Origin of the sequence: Pseudoalteromonas sp. BZB3, assembly GCF_040104455.1 — a bacterium.
Classification (GTDB): Bacteria; Pseudomonadota; Gammaproteobacteria; order Enterobacterales; family Alteromonadaceae; genus Pseudoalteromonas.
The window spans coordinates 90,392-110,129 of record NZ_JBECOS010000010.1 but is presented as its reverse complement, the minus strand read 5'-3'; the positions used below and the strand labels follow the sequence as shown (position 1 = coordinate 110,129).

20 protein-coding genes are annotated in these 19,738 nt (G+C 40.3%); 16 read left to right on the top strand and 4 right to left on the bottom strand.

Features of this window, described 5'->3' with window-relative positions; translation table 11 throughout:
- Positions 1-269 precede the first annotated feature (269 nt).
- From ABMY35_RS10840 to ABMY35_RS10800, 9 genes are all read left to right on the top strand, one after another.
- A complete protein-coding gene (locus ABMY35_RS10840) occupies positions 270-1,310 on the top strand; it encodes a Glu/Leu/Phe/Val dehydrogenase (RefSeq protein WP_349286466.1) in 1,041 nt (346 codons plus the stop codon).
- Positions 1,311-1,373: 63 nt separating this feature from the next.
- Complete coding sequence (locus ABMY35_RS10835) at positions 1,374-2,009, top strand: CatA-like O-acetyltransferase (protein ID WP_349286210.1); 636 nt, start codon at positions 1,374-1,376, stop codon at positions 2,007-2,009.
- Between the two features lie 403 nt (positions 2,010-2,412).
- The gene (locus ABMY35_RS10830; protein WP_058030195.1) at positions 2,413-3,183 is read left to right on the top strand and encodes a DUF3450 domain-containing protein; all 771 of its coding nucleotides are present in this window, start codon (positions 2,413-2,415) and stop codon (positions 3,181-3,183) included.
- 6 nt (positions 3,184-3,189) lie between these two features.
- On the top strand, positions 3,190-4,554 hold the full coding sequence (locus tag ABMY35_RS10825) for a MotA/TolQ/ExbB proton channel family protein (RefSeq protein ID WP_349286209.1): 1,365 nt from the start codon (positions 3,190-3,192) through the stop codon (positions 4,552-4,554).
- A complete protein-coding gene (locus ABMY35_RS10820; protein ID WP_058030193.1) occupies positions 4,554-5,078 on the top strand; it encodes a MotA/TolQ/ExbB proton channel family protein in 525 nt (174 codons plus the stop codon). Before ABMY35_RS10825 ends, ABMY35_RS10820 begins: the two co-directional genes overlap by 1 nt.
- 14 nt (positions 5,079-5,092) lie before the next feature.
- Positions 5,093-5,497 (top strand): biopolymer transporter ExbD, encoded by a 405-nt coding sequence (locus ABMY35_RS10815; protein ID WP_130255180.1) that lies wholly within the window; start codon positions 5,093-5,095, stop codon positions 5,495-5,497.
- Complete coding sequence (locus tag ABMY35_RS10810) at positions 5,497-6,111, top strand: energy transducer TonB (RefSeq protein WP_058030191.1); 615 nt, start codon at positions 5,497-5,499, stop codon at positions 6,109-6,111. Before ABMY35_RS10815 ends, ABMY35_RS10810 begins: the two co-directional genes overlap by 1 nt.
- A 14-nt stretch (positions 6,112-6,125) precedes the next feature.
- The gene (locus tag ABMY35_RS10805) at positions 6,126-7,379 is read left to right on the top strand and encodes a hypothetical protein (RefSeq protein ID WP_349286208.1); all 1,254 of its coding nucleotides are present in this window, start codon (positions 6,126-6,128) and stop codon (positions 7,377-7,379) included.
- Between the two features lie 44 nt (positions 7,380-7,423).
- Positions 7,424-8,386, top strand: a complete 963-nt coding sequence (locus ABMY35_RS10800) for a hypothetical protein (RefSeq protein ID WP_349286207.1) — start codon at positions 7,424-7,426, stop codon at positions 8,384-8,386.
- A 65-nt stretch (positions 8,387-8,451) separates the two neighbouring features.
- Here the strand turns inward: ABMY35_RS10800 and ABMY35_RS10795 are convergent, their stop codons facing one another.
- Both ABMY35_RS10795 and ABMY35_RS10790 read right to left on the bottom strand, forming a co-directional pair.
- A complete protein-coding gene (locus ABMY35_RS10795; protein ID WP_349286206.1) occupies positions 8,452-8,811 on the bottom strand; it encodes a conjugal transfer protein TraR in 360 nt (119 codons plus the stop codon).
- 34 nt (positions 8,812-8,845) lie between these two features.
- Complete coding sequence (locus ABMY35_RS10790; RefSeq protein ID WP_349286205.1) at positions 8,846-9,832, bottom strand: tRNA-dihydrouridine synthase; 987 nt, start codon at positions 9,830-9,832, stop codon at positions 8,846-8,848.
- Positions 9,833-9,984: 152 nt separating this feature from the next.
- Between ABMY35_RS10790 and ABMY35_RS10785 the strand changes: the two genes are divergently transcribed.
- From ABMY35_RS10785 to ABMY35_RS10755, 7 genes are all read left to right on the top strand, one after another.
- Positions 9,985-10,455 (top strand): hypothetical protein, encoded by a 471-nt coding sequence (locus ABMY35_RS10785; protein ID WP_349286204.1) that lies wholly within the window; start codon positions 9,985-9,987, stop codon positions 10,453-10,455.
- Positions 10,456-10,593: 138 nt separating this feature from the next.
- On the top strand, positions 10,594-11,415 hold the full coding sequence (locus ABMY35_RS10780; RefSeq protein WP_349286465.1) for a DUF692 domain-containing protein: 822 nt from the start codon (positions 10,594-10,596) through the stop codon (positions 11,413-11,415).
- Positions 11,415-12,152, top strand: coding sequence for a putative DNA-binding domain-containing protein (locus tag ABMY35_RS10775; RefSeq protein ID WP_349286203.1), 738 nt, complete (start codon positions 11,415-11,417; stop codon positions 12,150-12,152). The genes ABMY35_RS10780 and ABMY35_RS10775 overlap by 1 nt, the downstream gene beginning before the upstream one ends.
- 110 nt (positions 12,153-12,262) lie before the next feature.
- Positions 12,263-12,385 carry a hypothetical protein gene (locus ABMY35_RS10770; RefSeq protein WP_257720514.1) on the top strand — a complete coding sequence of 41 codons (123 nt, stop codon included), beginning with the start codon at positions 12,263-12,265 and terminating at the stop codon, positions 12,383-12,385.
- A gap of 168 nt (positions 12,386-12,553) precedes the next feature.
- Entirely contained in the window at positions 12,554-13,099 is a 546-nt protein-coding gene (apt, locus tag ABMY35_RS10765; protein WP_349286202.1) for an adenine phosphoribosyltransferase, read from the top strand.
- A 1-nt stretch (position 13,100) separates the two neighbouring features.
- Entirely contained in the window at positions 13,101-15,515 is a 2,415-nt protein-coding gene (gene dnaX, locus ABMY35_RS10760; protein WP_349286201.1) for a DNA polymerase III subunit gamma/tau, read from the top strand.
- 57 nt (positions 15,516-15,572) lie between these two features.
- Positions 15,573-15,899: a YbaB/EbfC family nucleoid-associated protein gene (locus tag ABMY35_RS10755; RefSeq protein WP_058030182.1), complete on the top strand. Its 327-nt coding sequence runs from the start codon at positions 15,573-15,575 to the stop codon at positions 15,897-15,899.
- 172 nt (positions 15,900-16,071) lie between these two features.
- On the opposite strand, the gene ABMY35_RS10750 is transcribed toward ABMY35_RS10755, so the two are convergent.
- Positions 16,072-16,704, bottom strand: a complete 633-nt coding sequence (locus tag ABMY35_RS10750; protein WP_349286200.1) for a LysE family transporter — start codon at positions 16,702-16,704, stop codon at positions 16,072-16,074.
- Positions 16,705-17,512: 808 nt separating this feature from the next.
- Positions 17,513-19,579 carry a M13 family metallopeptidase gene (locus ABMY35_RS10745; protein WP_349286199.1) on the bottom strand — a complete coding sequence of 689 codons (2,067 nt, stop codon included), beginning with the start codon at positions 19,577-19,579 and terminating at the stop codon, positions 17,513-17,515.
- Positions 19,580-19,738: the final 159 nt, after the last annotated feature.

Here is a 19,738-nt window from a genome sequence, read left to right as displayed (position 1 = left end):
TAAAAATTTTACACTCAGCATAACCTTTACGTTAACGTAAGCTCTTTATGCCGCTTGAGTAACTATTTTTAACTTAAGCAAATATTTACTGGTTTTAATTTAACTATAATTACCGGTAAATTTACATTTTTTGAATTAAAATTGTCAATTAAGATAATTGTAGGGGATGATTGCCTCAATTTATAGAGAATTTAAAAATATAGTGATAGAGTCGATGCAGTTTCAGCGCTATGCCCGATTATTGGGTAAAAATTTCGGAGAACTATAAAGTGGCTGTATTTAACCAAGTTGAATTTGATAACCATGAACAAGTGGTGTTTTGCTCTGATAAAGAATCAGGCTTAAAAGCAATTATTGCTGTACATAGCACAAAGTTAGGTCCTGCAGTGGGTGGCTGCCGAATGTGGGATTATGCAAAAGATGAAGATGCTGTTTATGATGTATTGCGTCTTTCTAAGGGCATGACTTATAAAAATGCAGTTGCTCGTTTGCCATTTGGCGGTGGCAAGTCTGTGATCATTGGTGATGCGAAATCAATTAAATCAGAAGCTTTATTCAGAGCATTTGGTAAGCAACTTGAGCGTTTAGGTGGCACTTATTATTCAGCAGAAGACGTGAACATCACAACAGGTGATGTAATGACGATGCACAAAGAAACTAATTACGTAATGGGCTTAGAAGGTAAAAGTGGTAACCCTTCGCCGTTTACAGCCCTTGGTACTTTCCTTGGTATTAAAGCTGCTTTTAAACACAAGCACGGCCATGAAGATCTAAATGGCGTTAAAGTATCTGTTCAAGGTTTAGGGGCAGTAGCTTATACATTATGTAAATATTTGCATGAAGCGGGCGCACAGTTATTCGTTACTGATATTAATCAAGAATCTGTAGAAAGAGTTGTAAACGATTTTGGCGCTACAGCAGTGAATATCGACGAGATTTACGACCTAGACGTTGATGTATATGCGCCGTGTGCACTTGGTGCAACGGTAAATGACGAAACAATTCCTCGTTTGAAAGCACAAATCATTGCTGGTTGTGCGAATAATCAGCTAGCAGAGTCTCGCCACGGTGAAATTTTACGAGAAAAAGGCGTTTTATACGCACCAGATTATGTGATTAATGCTGGTGGTATTATTAACGTTTACTACGAAACTAAGCCGGCTGGTTATAATGAAGCAGATGCCACTAAGCATGTGGAAGGCATTTATGACACACTAGCTGAAATCTTCAAGCGTTCAGAAGAAGAGCAAAAGTCGACACATATAATTGCTGATGAACTAGCACAAGAAATTATCGCGAACGGTCTATAATTCCTTTGCTTTGAATAATGTAATTGTTCTAATAGAGGGATGTAATCAAGCATCCCTTTTTTTATGAAAAAAATTGATCTCGACACTTGGCCGAGAGCCGAGCACTTCAAGTTCTTCTTACCTTTCTCACAACCCTTCTTTAATGTAGTTATTGACCTTGAAATGAAAGCGCTGTTTAAGTTTGCAAAATCACAGCAATTGAGTTTCACAGCTTGCTACTTATATTGCTTGCAAGAAGCGGTAGCGCGTTATGCACCAATAAGGTATCGAATAGTTGATAATGAACCTGTTGAAGTAACAGATATTACCTTGAGTACTGTATTTTTGCGCTCAGATGAGAGTTTTAGGTTCGTTCCATTAGAAACACAAAATTCATTATTAGCATTTTGTGAACATTACACACAGCAAAAACATACTTTTTTAGATAAACCATTGTTAAATCCTTCTTTTATTGAAGGTGCCGATAAAATTACACAAATGTATATTTCAATCTTGCCATGGTTTAAATTCTCAGGTTTTAAACACGCTGAGCATACGCCTATTGCTTCGGGCATTCCGAAAATTGTATTTGGACAATATCAAAAAGAGCAAGGAATAATACCCGTCTCAATTGAAGTACATCATGCATTAATGGATGGATTACATATATCGCAGTTCATCGATGTTTTTAATCAAGTCGTCGCAGAAATTTGTACATAAAACTGAGCCATTTAAGTGTAGTTTTGCTATCACAAGTAAAAAAAACACAAAAAAACAAGGATTAATAAAAGTGATTTTAAAACAACCACTTAAAATTAAAGTTCGGTATTTTAAAACTTCAGTTACAGGATGTTTTTACCCTGTAACAAAATGTAAAAACAATGTGTGCTTTGTCCGTTTTTCATAGGTAGAATGCTTTGGTGAATGATTTGTGATGTTAATATTATGTTTTATATAAAAAATATTAATCCATTTTCAAAAAATTAGTTTTGCCTATGAAGTTGACACATGGCCTTGCATTTAGCATTATTGGAAAGTTGATATCTGTAGAAAGATATCAGGGTAGCTCTACTATAAAGAGCAAAAAATTATAAAAGTAACATTACTTAATTGGTTGGGAACTATGTCTGTTAAAATCAGAAAGAGTCTTGTAGCTACAGCACTTCTAGGTGCAACAGCTTTCGCAAGCAGCAACGTGATTGCAGATCCTTTGAATGACATACAAAAAGTAGGTCAGCAAACTCAAACGGCTGCAAAAAAATCACAAGAAAAAATTGATAACATTTATGGTCAAACTCAAGAGATGATCGGTGAGTACCGCAGTGTTGTTGATGAAACAGAATTATTAAAAGTTTATAACGACCACGTAGCACGTTTGGTAGCTGACCAAAATGCTAGCATCGAGTCACTTAATCGTCAGATTGGTACGATTGAGAAAACTAAACAGGACGTTGTGCCTCTGATGTATCGCATGATCGATACGCTTGAGCAATTCATCAAAGCGGACGTTCCGTTTGACACTGAAACTCGTTTAGGTCGTGTTGAAAAACTACGTGATCTTCTTTCTAACTCTAAAGTAACGACTTCAGAGAAGTTCCGTCAGGTTCTTGAAGCATACACAATTGAGACTGATTACAGCTCAACAATGGTTGCATCTCAAGGCTCACTAGAAATCAACGGTAAAAACATCAACGTTGACTTCGCACGTATTGGCCGTGTTGCATTTGTTGCTCAATCATTCGACCTTAAGCACGCTTGGGTTTGGAACAACAGCGCAAAACAGTGGGATGAGCTAGGCGAAGAGTACATCAAGCCAGTTAAAACTTTCATCCGTATCGCACGTGGTCAGGCTGCACCTGAACTACTAGCACTTCCAATCTTTGGCGCGGAGTAATAAATAATGAAGAAATTATTTAAAGGTTTTGCAGTAGCGGCTGCTCTATCTGTTTCAGCTGGTGCAGCTCTAAACGCGCACGCAAACACTGAAACTCTAGACAAAATCCTTCAAGAAGTTAAACAAAACCGTATTTCTGAAGGTAAAATCAACAAGCAACGTGAGCAAGAGTTCCTTTCTGCTCGTGCTGATAAGCAAGCACTTCTAAACAAAGCTAAGCGTGATTTAGCTAACGAGAAGGCACGTGGTGAGCGTTTAAACAACCAGTTTAAACAAAACGAAATCACACTTGCTGAAAAAGAAGTTGAGCTTCAAAACGCAACGGGTACTTTAGGTGAGATGTTCGGTGTTGTTCGTCGTTCAGCTTCTGAAGCGATTGGTTCAATCGAAGCATCACTTGTAAGTGCACAAAAGCCAGGTCGTGCAGAAGTTCTTCGTTCACTAGCTGCTGCTAAAGAACTACCGACTACTCGCGAACTAGAAGAGCTTTGGATTGCATTCCAAACTGAAATGACTGAATCTGCAAAAGTATCTACTTTCGAAGCACAAGTTGCTGAGCTAAGTGGTGAAATCAATACTAAGCAGGTTACTCGTATTGGTAACTTCAACCTAATCACAAAAGACGGCTACGTAGTATACGATGCAGCTAACAAAGCTATCGTTCCACTAGGTAAGCAGCCAGATGGTCACATCTTCAACACTGTTGCTGATCTTCTAAATACACAAGCTGGTTCATACACTAAGTTCTATGTTGACCCTGCGCGTGGCGGTATCCTACGTCTAAACACTCAGCGTGCAACTGTTGAAGAACGTTGGCACCAGGGTGACACAGTTGGTTACATCATCACTGCATTACTTGCAATCGGTGCGTTACTAGCGTTAGTTCGTTTCCTAGACCTTCTAATGGTTAGTGCTAAAATCAAAGCACAGGTTAAGAACATCAACACGCCTAACGAAAACAACCCACTTGGTCGTATTCTTAAAGTATACCATGACAACAAAAACCAAGACGTTGAAAACCTTGAGCTTAAGTTAGACGAAGCAATTCTTCGTGAAACGCCTCGTATCGAAGCTGGTATCAACATCATCAAGATCTTAGCTGCTATCGCACCGCTACTAGGTCTACTTGGTACAGTTGTTGGTATGATCTTAACGTTCGAATCAATCACACTATTCGGTACTGGTGATCCGAAGATCATGGCAGGTAACATCTCTCTAGCGCTTGTAACAACAGCTCTAGGTCTGATTGCTGCACTACCACTAATCCTATTACACGCAATCGTTTCAGGTCGTAGTAAAGCAGTTCTACATATCCTAGACGAGCAGAGTGCAGGTATTGTTGCTGCACATGCGGAGAAGGAGAAAGCCTAATGCTAGTCCTGATGGAGATTTGGGAATCTATCAGGGATTTTGTTGGCACAGGCGGCCAGGTATTATACGTGGTCGCGATAGCACTCTTTCTAATGTGGGTATTAATGATTGAGCGCTATTGGTTCCTACTCGCCGAGTATCCGAAAATGAAAGCGGATATCGTAGCGAAGTGGGACGCCCGCCAAGACACTACGTCTTGGTACGCACACAGAATCCGCGATGCATGGATTTCTGAAGCGTCTGAAAAATTAGAAGCGCGCATGTTGATTATCAAAACATTGGTAGCCATGTGTCCATTAATCGGCCTACTAGGTACTGTAACGGGTATGATCAGCGTTTTCGAAACGATGGCTACTCAAGGTACTGGTAACGCTCGTCTAATGGCATCGGGTATTTCAATGGCAACGATACCAACAATGGCAGGAATGGTTGCGGCACTATCTGGTGTATTCTTCAGCACTCGCCTAGAAGCTAGAGCGAAAATGGCTAAAGAAAAGCTAGTAGATAGTTTGCCTCATCACTAAAGAGAGATATTAATATGGCACGTAAACAACGTTTTCGTGAGGAAGAAGAAGCAGCAGTAGACATGACACCGATGCTAGACATCGTATTCATCATGCTTATCTTCTTCATCGTAACAACTTCTTTCGTGAAAGAAGCTGGTATTGAAGTACAAAAGCCAAAGGCTGCACAAGCTCAAACTAAAAAGAATGCTAACGTCTTTATCGCTATTAAAGAAAATGGTGAGATCTGGATGGATAAGCGTGCTGTTGACGTTGAGCGTGTTAGTGCAAACCTTGAGAGCATCCTAGCTGAGCAACCTACTGAAACCGTAATTATTCAAGCTGATAAAGGCGCGAAGCACGGTGTGGTTGTTAAAGTTATGGACCAAATCAAGGCGACTGACGATCAATTAAAAATCTCAATCGCTGGAGCTAAGTAATGATTCGTTTTCTGTTTTCACTTGTAACAGGTGGGGCAGTTACTTTCGGCTTGTTTTATTTTATGGCATTTCTGATCTCTGGCGGAGCAGATAGAGCTGAAAATAAAAAAGAAGAAATTGTAGTCGAAATTTTGACGAATCCACCTGAATCTGAGGTTCAAGAGCGCAGACGTGTTCCGCCTCCACCTCCGCCGCCGCCGCAGCAGCCGCCTAAACCGCAGCCGCCGCAGCCTGACAATGCTAACCCAAACCCGGGTGCTATTGGCTTTAACATGCCAAGCATCGACATTGGTGGTACTGCAGGTGGCCTAAGTGGGCCTGGTGAATTTGGTCGTGATGGTGATGCAACACCTATCGTACGTATTGAGCCGAAATACCCGACTCAAGCGGCACGTGATGGTAAAGAAGGTTGGGTACAACTTTCATTCACTATTAACGAGCTTGGTGGTGTTGAAGATGTAAAAGTTATTGATGCTGAACCGAAGCGTATTTTCAACCGTGAAGCGATGAGAGCCTTGCGTAAGTGGAAATACCGTCCGAAAATCATCGATGGCAAACCGCAAAAACAACCTGGTCTTACTGTACAGTTAGACTTTAAACTTAACCAAGATTAATAAGGAGCGAAGAAATGAAGCAATTACATAAAGTAACAGCTCTTGCGCTACTTATGACGCTTACAGGTGTATGCAGCAACGCTGTTGCTGCGCCTGACCCAGCTAAGATCGAAGCTCGTAAAAAAGCTAAGACTAAGATCATGGGTGAGCGTACTGGTAAGAAAGTTGTTAAAGCATTTGAGCTTTACAACAACGACCAACTTGACGAAGCAATTGCGTTGATGGAAGAGTTAGATCCGTCTAATGATTTCGACAAAGCAACTGTAGATAGATACTTAGGTAACTTCTATGCTCAAAAAGAAGATTACGTTAAGGCACTTGATTTCGTTAAACGCTCTGTTGAACCGGATGTTTTAAACTTCAAAGACCAAGCCGATACCCTTAAATTTGTTGCAGATCTTTACTTTGGCCAGCAAAAGTATGTTGAAGGTATTAAAGCCTACAATGCTTGGATGGACTTTACTGGTGAGGAAGATGACAAAGTATATGCCAAAATGGCACAAGGCTACTTTGAGTTAAAACAGTTCGCTAAGGTTATCGAACCAGCAGACAAAGCAATTAAGTTGGCAAAAGAGCCAAATAAAACTTACTTCATGCTGAAGGTCGGTTCATACTTTGAACTTAAGCAGTTTAATAAAGTTGTAGAAGTTGGTGAGACTCTAGTTAAGTTGTTCCCTGATGACAAACAAAACTGGACTCGTCTAGGTTCTTTCTATATGTCTACCGAGCAGTTCAGTAAAGGTCAGACAATTATGGAAGTAGCTTACAGAAAAGGCTATTTCGAGAAAGAGAACCACTACAAAATTTTAAGCAGCTATTACTCGCTAAATGATATTCCTTACAAAGCAGCCATCGTTATGGAAAAAGCTTTGAAGGAAGACAAAGTTAAGCGTACTAAGCAAAACGTTACTGCTGTTGCAAGTTACTTCCACCAATCGAAGCACCTTGTAACTGCCGCTAAATACTATGAAGAAGCAGCTAAATTTGATGACGATGCAGATCTTTATAGAAAAGCAGGTAACTTGTTACTTACTGAGCAAAAGTACAGTGCTGCAGTTGAGCGTTTGAACAAAGCGCTTGAATTAGGTACTGACAAGAAGGGCTCGACTTACTCTGACTTAGCTGAAGCTTACTTATACCAAGAGAAGTATAAGCAAGCTTATAGAGCGATTGTCAAAGCACAAGAAGACCCACGTACACGTAAGTTTGCTAGAGGTTGGGCAACGTTCATTAAAGACAAAGCACAACGCAAAGGCATAAGCTTATAAATAAAAAGCCCCGAAAGGGGCTTTTTTTATAGTTGGAAGTGAAGGTGAATAATAAATTTCTTTTAATCATACTCCCCATTCTGTTTTTGTTATCAGCGTGCACTGAACAGCAGAAACTTAGTTCTTTTGAAGAAGTGCAATCACAGCTGAAAAATATCAATGCTGTTTTATTGACCGACAGCAAAAATGAACTACCAGAAGTATTACCTTTCAGTGAGGCCTATTTAAAGCAAAGGCACATAGCTTTAAACTCTGCTGACCCTCAGTCACTCACTGAGTATCAAGTTAATGAACTTCAATATTTGATAATTCAAGAACGTTACCCCGAGAGATATTTACCCTGGCCAGCAGCAATTAATGTTGCAAAGAATCTTAGTGAAGCACAAAGAAAGAAATGGCAAAACCTGGTTCTTACTAGGTTAGAAGATGCTAAACAAAGCAAAATACTTTATAACAGGTATGAACTGAAAAAGTTAAAAGCGTACTCTGAATCTGCATCATTAACGGGTCTAACTGACTATTTTAAAACATACAAACCAAGAAGCCGTTTAGGCATTTACCAACTACCTAACGGTAAAGAGTGGTATCAAAGCAAAGTGAATCATTATTTAGGTAATGTAGAAAACCCTCAGGTTATTTTAGCGAATATTCAAGCTTTAACAAATGAGTATGATAATCATGAAAACCATTTAGAAGCACTAAGCTTAGTTGAGATTGCAAAAAAGCATTGCTCTATTGTTGGAGGTTTAAACTGGGAACATGAGTTTGTTAACTTACATGAGACTTTCGAACAGTGTGAAAAACAGAAGCTAGTAGCCTATAAACAGCTAATATTAGTATTGGCTGAGATAGATTTGGGCATTCACTTTCAGGCTTGGTCAGAACAACAAGCCATGGTGGTATTAAATCAAAAGTTATCACTGCAACCAGAGCAAGCAATGCATTTCTTAGATTATATCGTCATGAAACCTTCTGCAGTTTTATCTTTAGCTAGAATTTATTTTTAGAGTGCAACTGTGAGTGATGGACAATAAAAAGGCCTTTTCTTACTAAGGCCCTTTCAATCAGTTATTTACTTTTTTTGCTTTTTCTCTTCACAAACCGGGCAACGTTGTTTGGCAGGATCTTTTGAAAGCACCAGAAGATCAAGTTTTGTCTCACAATCACAGCAATATCCAAATTGGCCAATATCTATTTGGCATAAAGCAGCTTCTAGCTCCATAAGCCGCTGAAAGCGGGGAAACTGATTTGGGTTAATTTTAGTGACCGCTAAGTCAATCCACTCTCCTGGTGTTGAGTTTTCTAACATTGAAGCTAATTCGCCAGTAAACTCATGTTGTGCGTCTTTAAGCTCATTTAAAAACTCACATCGAACAGAGTCTAATTCAATTTTTAGCTTGCTTTGAAAGTCTTTAGTTTGATTTGCATTCATGATCGCTCTCCTATGAGCAATCATTATGGTACTTCTAGTCGAATTCGTTATGATTTGAATCAATGCTAGGACACTTTGCATATTTCTCTAGCACAGCGACAACCTCGTCTTTATTTTTAAGTTTTCTAATTTCGTCAAAAAGATCATTGGCTTGTGGATATTGAAGCTTAAGATAGCCAAGCCATTGCTTAGTTCGTGATGAAAAATACTTTTCACTTAAAGAAGGGTCTTGGTGCATAGACGAATGCAAAATATGGTAAATCACATTTTCCCAAGATAAAGGTGTGTAAGGCTTATTTTCTCTATGTGCTTTAATCTTTGCAGCTAAGTCTGGAGTTGCTAATGCACCGCGGCCAAGCATTAGATCTGAGCAACCACTGCGCTCTTGACAGCGATAAGCGTCTTCGACTTGCCAAATCTCACCGTTTGCGACGATGGGCATTGTCACTCGATCTAGAAGAGGTTTTATTTTTTCCCAGTATGCAGGCGGTTTATAGCCATCTCGCTTGGTTCTCGCATGAATTGCCAAGCTTGAAGCGCCCGCACTTTGAACAGCATCGACAATTTCGGCAGTATTGCTGTCATCATCAAAGCCTAAACGTATCTTGGCGCTGACTTCATGCTCGGTTGGTACCGCTTCTCTTACTGCTTTAATAATTTGATACATGAGTTCAGGCTCTTTTAACAGAACCGCACCACCTTTACTTTTATTCACTGTTTTTGCAGGGCAGCCAAAGTTAAGGTCGATACCATGTGAGCCAAGCATGACGGCTTTACGCGCATTTGCAGCAAGCGCATGGGGAACTTGACCCAGAAGCTGAATGCGAACAGGGGTGCCAGACTCGGTATAGCCATTATTTAATAGTTCAGGGCAAGTTTTGATAAATACTCTACGTGGAAAAGTGAGATCAACAACACGAATAAACTCAGTTACACATAAATCAAAGTCACCAAGGTTAGTTAAAAGTTGGCGCATTTTAAAATCTACAACGCCTTCCATTGGTGCCAAAATCAATTTCATAACTTGCTCTATACTACTTAAAGGGCGCTTATTTTAAACGAGAGGGAGAGTGTTGCTAAGTTAAAATTGAATTTTTTTAGATTTAATGAAATATTCTTTTTTGTCGTAGGGTCTACTAAGTGAATTGAACGAAATATCCCAAAGGGTCGAGTATGAAAAATTTAAAAACAAAATCAATCGCTGCTACGTTAGGTGCTGTAGTTGTCGGCACAGCAAGTTTAACTGCCTCAGCAGAAGTAAATGCAAACCCATTTGCATTTACTACCATGTCTTCTGGTTATCAATTAGATGCTGCAGAAGGTAAGTGCGGTGAAGGCAAATGCGGCGAAGGCAAATGTGGCGGCAAAGCTAAGAAAGAAGGCAAGTGCGGCGAAGGAAAATGCGGTGGCAAAGCTAAAAAAGAAGGCAAGTGCGGCGAAGGTAAATGTGGCGGTAAAGCTAAAAAAGAAGGCAAGTGCGGCGAAGGTAAATGTGGCGGCAAAGCTAAAAAAGAAGGCAAGTGCGGCGAAGGTAAATGTGGTGGCAAAGCTAAAAAAGAAGGCAAGTGCGGCGAAGGTAAATGTGGCGGCAAAGCTAAAAAAGAAGGTAAGTGTGGCGAAGGTAAATGTGGTGGCGCTCACTAATTCTTAGTTTTCTTCTTTGAGGCAGGTTATCTGCCTCAAACTTCTTAGTAAAATTTCCTCTTATTTTATTATCCAGAACTCAGGTTAAATACAAGCCATGAACTCAAAGGTATTAATATGGTAGTTAATGATATAGGCATGGTAGGTCTAGGCCTCAGACGTGAAATGTTGGATGACTTTATTGAGTCACCACCGGGTCAAGTTGATTTTCTAGAGGTTGCGCCCGAAAATTGGCTGAAAATGGGCGGGAAATTTGGTAAGCAGTTTAAACAACTTACCGAAAAACACACTTTTATTTGCCATGGCTTATCACTATCAATAGGTTCACCTGAGCCGCTTGATGTTGAATTTGTAAAGTCTCTTAAAAGCTTCTTCAAAACTCACAATATCAAACTTTATAGTGAGCATTTGAGCTACTGCTCGGGTACAGGTCATATGTATGATCTGATGCCAATTCCATTTACTGCAGATGCAATTAAACACGTAGCTGCTCGAATTAAACAAGTACAAGATATTTTAGAGCAGCGGATCGCTGTAGAAAATGTTTCTTATTATGCCGCACCCGGTCAAGAAATGTCAGAGCAAGAATTTACGCTCGAAGTTTTAAAGCAAGCCGACTGTGACTTACTACTTGATGTAAATAACATTTATGTAAACAGTGTCAATCACGGTTACGATGCAATTGAGTTTTTACAAGCCATGCCAAGTGAACGTGTTTTATATGGTCATGTCGCTGGGCATTATGAGGAAAGTACTTCTTTGCTAGTTGATACACATGGTGCGGATGTATGTGATCCTGTGTGGAATCTACTCGCAAAAGCCTATGATTATCACGGTTTGTTTCCTACTTTACTCGAACGTGACTTTAATATTCCGAGCATGCCAGAAGTGCTGAGCGAAGTAGACATAATTAAAAAACTTCAGTCTGAGTTTTTAGCTAAAAGTAAAGGAGTTGCCTAGTGTCATTCATCGATGTTCAAAATGCATTTATGGCTCATATTCGTGATCCCGATAATATTGAAAAGCCTCATGATGTAACTGAAGAAAGAATGACAGTTTATAAAGAGCTGTTTTTTAACAACGTCGAAGGGTTTGTCAGCTCCGCCTTTCCGGTTCTAAAAAGCTTATATTGTGAATCACATTGGCAGACACTTGTTCGCACCTTTTTCATTAGCCATGATTGCTCATCTCCGTATTTTTTGGACATCAGTGCAGAGTTTTTAGCTTTTCTGCAGCATGAATATGTTATGCAAGGAAGTGACCCCATATTTATGTTAGAGCTTGCACATTATGAGTGGGTTGAGTTGGATGTGTCAGTTTGTTTTGAAGATGAAATGCAAAAACAGCTTACAAACTTAGATAATCAGCCTTTGTATCTGTCAAACACCGCGCGTAACCTATCTTATCAATACCCAGTTCATCAAATTAGTGAAGACTTTCAACCAACTGAGCCCAGTGAACAACCCCATTATTTTGTTGTGTATCGTGACGAAGAGGATGATGTAGGCTTCATCGCTTCAAACCCTATGACCGCGATTTTGTTAGAGCAACTAGAGAATAATCCGGGTATTAGCTTGTTAGAGCTTGTGTCAAAAGTGCATGAAATTATTCCACAATTTAGTGAGGAGCAGCTAATAGGTGGTGCAACACAAACACTAAACGCTTTGACAGAGTTGGGTATTGTAGTCACCAAATAGCCTTTTTGTGTAACCAGCTTAGCGAATTTTTGCACTTCTCACTTTAACGCATAGCTCGGATCGTCTATTATGAGCGCCGTTCTTCGTGCTTAAAAATTTATAGGTGTACTATGTCAAAGGGTGATTTTAAAGATCCGTTTAATGCTAAATACTTCATTGCTTTCTTAGCTGTTTTTGTAGGTATTGGCTGTCTAAATGCAATTCTTGGTTTAGCAACGGCTTTTACAGCTTAATCATCAAAGAAAATAAAGACATTTTGTCTTAACTAAAGGCTACGTTATGTAGCCTTTTGCCGTTTTATTGCGCAAACAAGCTAAAAACATGGCTTTGTGATTTCTCAAAGTTTCAACTTTTCTCATTCTTGTTATAATCACTTTCTTTACAAAATAGAAAGCTTCATTATGACACAAGCTAATCTCACGCTGATCAAAGACAGTATCGCTACGGTACCTAACTACCCTAAAGAAGGTATTATGTTCCGTGACGTAACCACTTTACTTGCTGATCCTAAAGCGTTTAAAGAAACGATTGATGCATTCATTACAGCATACAAAGATCAAGGCTTCACTAAAATTATTGGTACAGAGTCGCGCGGTTTCATTTTTGGCGCACCTTTATCTTATGCTTTAGGTATTCCTTTTATTCCAGTGCGCAAGCCAGGTAAATTACCGCGTGAGGTGATAAGCCAGTCTTACCAGTTAGAGTATGGTCAAGATGTGCTTGAGTTACACACTGATGCAATTGTTGAAGGCGACAAAGTATTGTTAGTTGACGACTTACTTGCAACAGGTGGCACCATTGAAGCAACAGCTAAGCTTGTGCAGAAGCTTGGCGGTAATGCAACTGACGCAGCTTTTGTTGTATCGTTACCTGAACTAGGCGGTGAGCAACGTGTTGCAGACTTAGGTATTAATATTCTTAAGTTAGTTGAGTTCGAAGGCGAATAATATGAGTTATCAAGTCCTAGCACGGAAGTGGCGTCCGCAAACCTTTCACCAACTTGTCGGCCAAGAGCATGTCAAACAGGCGCTTGTAAATGCCCTCAATGAGCAAAGGTTGCACCACGCTTATCTTTTCACTGGGACTCGGGGCGTTGGTAAAACCACCATCGCCCGTATATTCGCGAAAAGTCTAAACTGCGATGAAGGGATCACTTCAAATCCTTGTGGCAAGTGCCAAAGCTGTTTAGATATTGAAGCGGGTAAATTTATTGATTTAATAGAAATCGATGCTGCTTCCAGAACGAAGGTTGAAGATACGCGAGAGATCCTCGACAACGTTCAATATGCGCCGACTCGCGGTCGCTATAAAGTGTACCTCATCGATGAAGTGCACATGTTGTCAAAGCACAGTTTTAACGCGCTTTTAAAAACACTTGAAGAGCCGCCAGAGCATGTTAAATTCTTATTGGCGACGACAGATCCACAAAAACTACCGATTACTATTTTGTCACGTTGCTTACAGTTTAATTTGAATGCGATGTCGCAGTCACAAATTGTATCGCAGCTGACTCATATTCTGCCGCAAGAGCAAATTCAGTTTGAAGAGCCAGCTTTAAAAGCACTGGCGAAAGCCGCTGATGGTAGTATGCGTGATGCGTTGAGTTTGACTGATCAAGCCATAGCTCAAACCAATGCTCAGCTTACTTTAGCTGCTGTTCAAGAAATGCTTGGTCTGATGGATGTAAGTCATGCCGTGAGTATTTTGGCTTCAGTACTTTGCCAAGATGCACCGGCAGTCTTAGAAGAAGTAGAGCAAATTGCAGTTAAAAATGGTAATTATCTTGCCGTTTTAGACGATTTAATCGCACTTCTACATGCCATTCAGCTCACACAATTGGTGCCGCAGGCAGCAAAAATATCGGTATTTTCAGAATCTGATATTGCAACACTGAGTGAGCAGATTAATCCGCAGCAAGTTCAGCTGTTTTATCAACTGCTGTTAAATGGTAAAAAAGACCTTCAGTGGGCACCAGAGCAAAAACTTGGCCTTGAAATGGTGTTGCTGCGTTTAATTGCGTTTGAGCATGCAGATAGTCAATCTTCTGCCACGTCTAATATCCAAGCCGACCCTGCATTAAACAGCTCTGTTGAAGCTCAGCCTGCACCATCTGCGTCACCAAGACAAGGTTTGCAAGATATTCGCGCTCGCTTAAAGCAAAATAATGCTTCAGTAGGTGGCAGTACCACTCAGCAACCTCATGCTACACCTGAGATGCCTGTAAAATCAGCAACGCCTCAGATTGAAGCAGAAGCTGTTCAAGTTCAGCCTATTCAGGCCGAACCTAAGCAGGCTGAACCTATCCAGGTCGAAGCTAGCCAGCAGTCGGGGGTAGAAAATAGTGTTACTGATCAGCATTCAGAATTAACTCAATCGGTTGCACAAAGTTCACAAGAGCATTCTATTGAGCAACCACACAATCAACTGAATGTTGAAAGCAATGCGTTTAATCAGCAAGCTCAGCAAAATCCGCAAGCACCAGCGCAACAAGAATATGCGCCAGAGCCTCAAGAGCAAGAATTAGCCGCGCAATATGAGCAAGTGATGCAAGATGCGCAAGAGCAAGGCTATACGCCGGCTTATGAACCTCAGGCTACACAAGAGGTGCAGCAAGAAGCTAGCTCTCAAAACTCAGAGTCAGCTTCTGCACGTTTACAAGCTCAACAAGGGCAGGCACAATCTGCCATTGCACGTATTTTGCAAAACCGAAATATCTCAGGGGCAGGGCAGTTATTATCTGCTCGAGGAGATGAGCCAAAAAAGTCTGAGGCGCAAAACGCGCCAGACTCAAGTGTGGCGCCAATAATACCGAAGAAAAAACCAGTACCATTTAGCGAAAGGCACAAAGCGGACGAGAGTAAACTAGCGCCTGAGTTGTTAGAGCAAATTGCACCGCAAACTTCTCAAGCGCAAGAAACGCCTAAAGAAGAAGCTGTGCCTGTGCCTGAAGGGTTTGCGAGCCCAATCAGTGAAATTCGTTTTGCCCATCAGCAAGATGACTGGGCGAAGTTGATTGAGAAAATGGCACTGGGTGGTCGTATGCGCCAATTTGCGCTGCATTCGATCTACCACTACGAGAGTAATCAAGCCAACATTCAAGTTGATATCAGTCAGCGTCATTTAGACAGTGCCGTTTTAAGACAAAAACTGCAAGCTGCACTGAATGATATGTACAACTCTGAGGTTGAGCTTATCGTTGAATTTGCAGAAGGGGTGATAGACTCACCGTATCTCATTCAACAAAAAATAGATGCACATAGGCATCAGCAAGCGATAGAAACGATTAATCAAGATCCTATTGTATTACAACTTATCGAGCAATTTAGTGCCGAGGTCGATGAAAATACCATACAGGCATTGTAATCGAGTACAATAGACCTTATCTTTTAGCCAAATAAAATATATGTAAGAGAGCGTATTATGTTTAAAGGTGGAATGGGCAATATCATGAAGCAAGCTCAGCAGATGCAAGAGCGCATGGAAAAAGCCCAAGAAGAGATCAAAAGCCTAGAAGTAACAGGCGAAGCTGGTGCAGGCCTAGTTAAAGTCACTATGCTAGGTAGCCACAATGTTAAGCGCGTTGAAATTGACGAAAGCTTAATGGAAGACGACAAAGACATGATTGAAGATCTTCTAGCTGCAGCTGTAAACGATGCAGTGCGTCGTGTGGGTGAAGAGTCAGCTAAACGTATGTCTGATGTTACTGGCGGTATGCAGATGCCTCCAGGCTTCAAAATGCCATTCTAAGCTTAATGCTCTGAATTAAAAAGTTTTTATTCTGTTTATTCCCGCAAGGGACAAATAGGGGACAAAAACTAATGAAAGCTCAGGTAATAAATCGCCAGAGCTTTTTTGTATTTAAGAGGTGTTTAAACTAATTTGTAACAATCTGCCTAATAATACAGTTTATTTTTAGTTGTTAAGCCAGTACCTGAAATACTTCTGGTGCTGAAGTATATAAAGCGAAACAGGCTATCAGTAATAAGATTGTCCCAGAACATTTATTTATTTTATTTGCAGTGTTTTCTTTTGATACTTTAGTGAAGAAAAAAGAAAGTAAAAATAACAGTGCGTAATCTAATATTACCCAAATCGTCAGTAACACAAACATTGAGGCGGTTTTATTGTCTGTGACATTAAAAAATGTCGGAAAGAAAGCAATAAAAAATAAGATATCTTTTGGATTTGAAATACCAATTAAAAAGCCGCTTCTTAACCAAGACTTGCTTTTGTTCTGGTCTAAACTTTCTTGCGATAAATTAACTTTTGATTTGAGAGTGTCTATAGAGAAGTAGATAAGATACAGCGCGCCAAAAAATGTTAGAAAGCTGAGTGCATGGTCATTGGCTGAAAATAAACCATTTATCATCAAAAATGATACGGAGATTAAAATAATAGATGCTAAGTTAGTCCCAATGATTGTTTTCATCCCCGCTGATATTCCGCCATTTACGCTGCTATTGGCGACCAAAACTGCAACAGGCCCTGGAGTACCTAAGAAAACCACAATTGAGCTTATGTATAATAATATTAGAGTGTAATCAATCAGCATGTTTAGTTTCCTTTCTTGAATTTATTAATGGGCAGCTTGTAACCCATTGGTTGTTTGATGGAAGTATGTAACGCTTCCATTTCCTTTTGAAAAATCACAAATCCTTTGTGCAAATTTTTTGCATAACAATATCCATCGTAAGTTAAAGAAAAAGAGTGGGGCAAGTGAATTTTAAGAAAGTTAAATTGACTTAGATATAACCAATACGATCTTAGACTTTAGTGCAGTTATGTTTATATTAGCTTTCATGTAACTTAAGAGGTTTTAGTAGGTCACTAATATTGTGTAGGGCAAAATTGTAGCCGCATTTTGATATGAGTGATCCTGCGGTATAGACATATTTATAACGTATCATTTTTAAGTCGGTTTTTATTTCATAATCCGGATTCTATCTGTAAATTATTTAGTATGAAAAATATTCAGCAATTATAGATTTTATATATTCAACATAAATAAGGCTGAATATAATTGTTATTTAACAATCTTAGCCTCTGTAATCCCTGTGACTAAATTCGCGATAAAAGTCCAAATGCCTCATTCAGTTTATTAATATACTTATGTGGCAACATGTGCTCACCTTGGATACACGATAAATGAAGCTTGCATTAAAGCTGTGTGAGTGTTTGGAACTTTGGTTGTAAATACCGCTATTGATATATCTATATTATTGGTGCACTAGAAGAATTATGTAGGTGGGATAATTGCTATTGAAATGTATTTTAAAAGGAATAAAGCGGTTTAGCAGTAAGCGTAAATATAAAAGCCCAGCAAAAATGCTGGGCTTTTTAAGTATTAAGCTTTTTGCTTTTTACCAGATGCGTACGCGATCTTCAGGTTTAAGATATAACTTATCACCTGGTTTTACGTCGAACGCTTTGTACCATGCGTCATGGTTACGTGGAGCAAGGGCACGGAAGCGACCTGGTGCGTGTGTACCTGCACGAAGCTGGTTTAGCATGCTTTGCTCAGTGCGCTTTTCTTTCCAAACTTGTGCCCAAGCTAAGAAGAAACGTTGGTCGCCAGTCAGACCATCGATAATTGGTGCTTCTTTACCATTTAAGCTCAGCTTGTACGCGTGGTAAGCCATTGCTAAGCCACCTACGTCACCAATGTTTTCACCAAGGCTGTTACGGCCGTTTACGAAGTTACCTTCGATTGGCTCGTACTGGCTGTACTGAGCTGCAAGCTTGTCAGCTTTTGCTTCGAAAGCTGCTCGGTCTGAGTCAGTCCACCAGTTACGTTGGATACCTTCAGCATCAGACTTAGAGCCTTGGTCGTCAAAACCGTGACCCATTTCGTGACCGATAACTGCGCCGATGCCACCGTAGTTCACAGCTGCGTCAGCATTTGGATCGAAAAATGGTGGTTGTAAAATCGCTGCAGGGAATACAATCTCATTAAATGAGCTGTTGTAGTAAGCGTTTACTCGTTGAGGTGTCATACCCCAACGGTTACGGTCAGTTTTCTCAAGCTCTTTTGATGCGCTGTCATCTCTGAAGAATTGACGCAGGTTTTTAACATTGCCCATTAGGTCATTGTTCTTAAGTGCTAGGCCATCAAATGACTGCCATACATCTGGGTAACCAATTTTAGGCACGAATGCCGCTAGTTTAGCTTGTGCATTGACTTTGGTTTCTTCGCCCATCCAGTCTAAACCTTCAATGCGCTCGCCAAGGGCTTTACGCAGGTTTTCAACTAATTCAGACATTTGCTCTTTCGAAGACTCAGGGAAGTGCTTATCAACGTACACTTTACCAATTGCAAAGCCTAAAGATTGTGTACCAGACATTTGGCTTACAGCACGCTTCCAACGAGGGCGAGGTTCTTGCTGACCACTCAGGTGCTTACCATAGAACTCGAAAGATGCGTTGAAGATATCTTCTGAAAGTAGGTTTGCATTGCCACTGATAGCGTGGAAAGTCAGGTAATCTTTCCAAACAGCCAGGTCTTCTTTATTCACAAGGTCAATCATTGCTTTGATTGGCTCAGGCTGAGACATATTTAGCTGAGGCACTTTGTAACCTGTTTGTGCAAAGTACAGATCCCAATTGAAACCAGGGTACTCTTTAGCTAAATCTTCACGCTTGATTTGGTTTAGTGTCAAGTCGCGGTTACGACGCTTTTCACGTGGCCAATGGCCTTCAGCCATTTTAGTTTCTAGTGCAAGGATCGCTTGTGCGCGCTCAGTTGTATTCTCTAAGCCTGCAAATTTAAGCATGTTTGCGATATGAGCAACATATTCTGCGCGTGTCTTCTCAAAACGCTCTGCTTCTTCTAAATAATATGAACGATCCGGTAAACCTAGACCGCCCGCACCCATAGACATTTCATATTTGTTAGGGTCAAGGCGGTTAAACCACATGCCACCGCCAATCGGTGAGTTTACGCCTGTAAGCCAAGACTGACCGAACGCTTTTGTTAGGCCGTCTGTATTATCAATGGCTTTGATCTCATCAAGTAAGCCTTGAATTGGTGTGATCCCTAATTTGTTAAGGGTTTCAACATCCATAAATGCGTTGTAGAAATCAGCAATCAATTGCTCTTCTGCATTTAAGTTATCGCGAGAAATAATGTCTTCGATGATGGCATTAACTTGTTTTTCACTGCGCTCAGCAAGTGACGTGAATGCGCCGTAACGCGTTTTGTCAGCAGGCATTTCGTAGTTTTTATACCAAGTGCCACTTGCATACATGAAGAAGTCGTCACCAGGTTTAACGCTTTCATCACGTGCTTTTAGGTCAACACCGAATGTGCCTAGTTCAGCTTTGCCAGCTGTTTGTTCTACTTGTTGTACTTTTTCAACTTTTGGTTCTGACTCAGAACAGCCAGCTAAAAAGACAGCAGCTAAGGCTGTCGCAATAACAGTTCTTTTCATTGTTATCTTCTCTTTTTAATTGAGTAAAATCTCAATCTATGTTTTAAGTAAGAAATGTTCCTCATTAAACAACAATAGAGGAATAAACCCATTGTCAGCCCACAAACAGTGAAGGGCAAGTTTTTTAGGTAAATGAGGGGAAAATACCGTTGAATAGTG

Excerpts from the sequence above, each read along its gene's own strand:
- ABMY35_RS10815 (WP_130255180.1), top strand. The coding sequence starts at position 5,093 with ATGGCACGTAAACAACGTTTTCGTGAGGAAGAAGAAGCAGCAGTAGAC.
- ABMY35_RS10835 (WP_349286210.1), top strand. The coding sequence starts at position 1,374 with ATGAAAAAAATTGATCTCGACACTTGGCCGAGAGCCGAGCACTTCAAG.
- dnaX (WP_349286201.1), top strand. The coding sequence starts at position 13,101 with ATGAGTTATCAAGTCCTAGCACGGAAGTGGCGTCCGCAAACCTTTCAC.
- ABMY35_RS10795 (WP_349286206.1), bottom strand. The coding sequence starts at position 8,811 with ATGAATGCAAATCAAACTAAAGACTTTCAAAGCAAGCTAAAAATTGAA.
- ABMY35_RS10810 (WP_058030191.1), top strand. The coding sequence starts at position 5,497 with ATGATTCGTTTTCTGTTTTCACTTGTAACAGGTGGGGCAGTTACTTTC.
- ABMY35_RS10825 (WP_349286209.1), top strand. The coding sequence starts at position 3,190 with ATGAAGAAATTATTTAAAGGTTTTGCAGTAGCGGCTGCTCTATCTGTT.
- ABMY35_RS10745 (WP_349286199.1), bottom strand. The coding sequence starts at position 19,579 with ATGAAAAGAACTGTTATTGCGACAGCCTTAGCTGCTGTCTTTTTAGCT.
- ABMY35_RS10755 (WP_058030182.1), top strand. The coding sequence starts at position 15,573 with ATGTTTAAAGGTGGAATGGGCAATATCATGAAGCAAGCTCAGCAGATG.
- ABMY35_RS10780 (WP_349286465.1), top strand. The coding sequence starts at position 10,594 with ATGGTAGGTCTAGGCCTCAGACGTGAAATGTTGGATGACTTTATTGAG.
- ABMY35_RS10785 (WP_349286204.1), top strand. The coding sequence starts at position 9,985 with ATGAAAAATTTAAAAACAAAATCAATCGCTGCTACGTTAGGTGCTGTA.
- ABMY35_RS10750 (WP_349286200.1), bottom strand. The coding sequence starts at position 16,704 with ATGCTGATTGATTACACTCTAATATTATTATACATAAGCTCAATTGTG.
- ABMY35_RS10830 (WP_058030195.1), top strand. The coding sequence starts at position 2,413 with ATGTCTGTTAAAATCAGAAAGAGTCTTGTAGCTACAGCACTTCTAGGT.
- ABMY35_RS10790 (WP_349286205.1), bottom strand. The coding sequence starts at position 9,832 with ATGAAATTGATTTTGGCACCAATGGAAGGCGTTGTAGATTTTAAAATG.
- ABMY35_RS10820 (WP_058030193.1), top strand. The coding sequence starts at position 4,554 with ATGCTAGTCCTGATGGAGATTTGGGAATCTATCAGGGATTTTGTTGGC.
- ABMY35_RS10805 (WP_349286208.1), top strand. The coding sequence starts at position 6,126 with ATGAAGCAATTACATAAAGTAACAGCTCTTGCGCTACTTATGACGCTT.
- ABMY35_RS10770 (WP_257720514.1), top strand. The coding sequence starts at position 12,263 with ATGTCAAAGGGTGATTTTAAAGATCCGTTTAATGCTAAATACTTCATT.
- apt (WP_349286202.1), top strand. The coding sequence starts at position 12,554 with ATGACACAAGCTAATCTCACGCTGATCAAAGACAGTATCGCTACGGTA.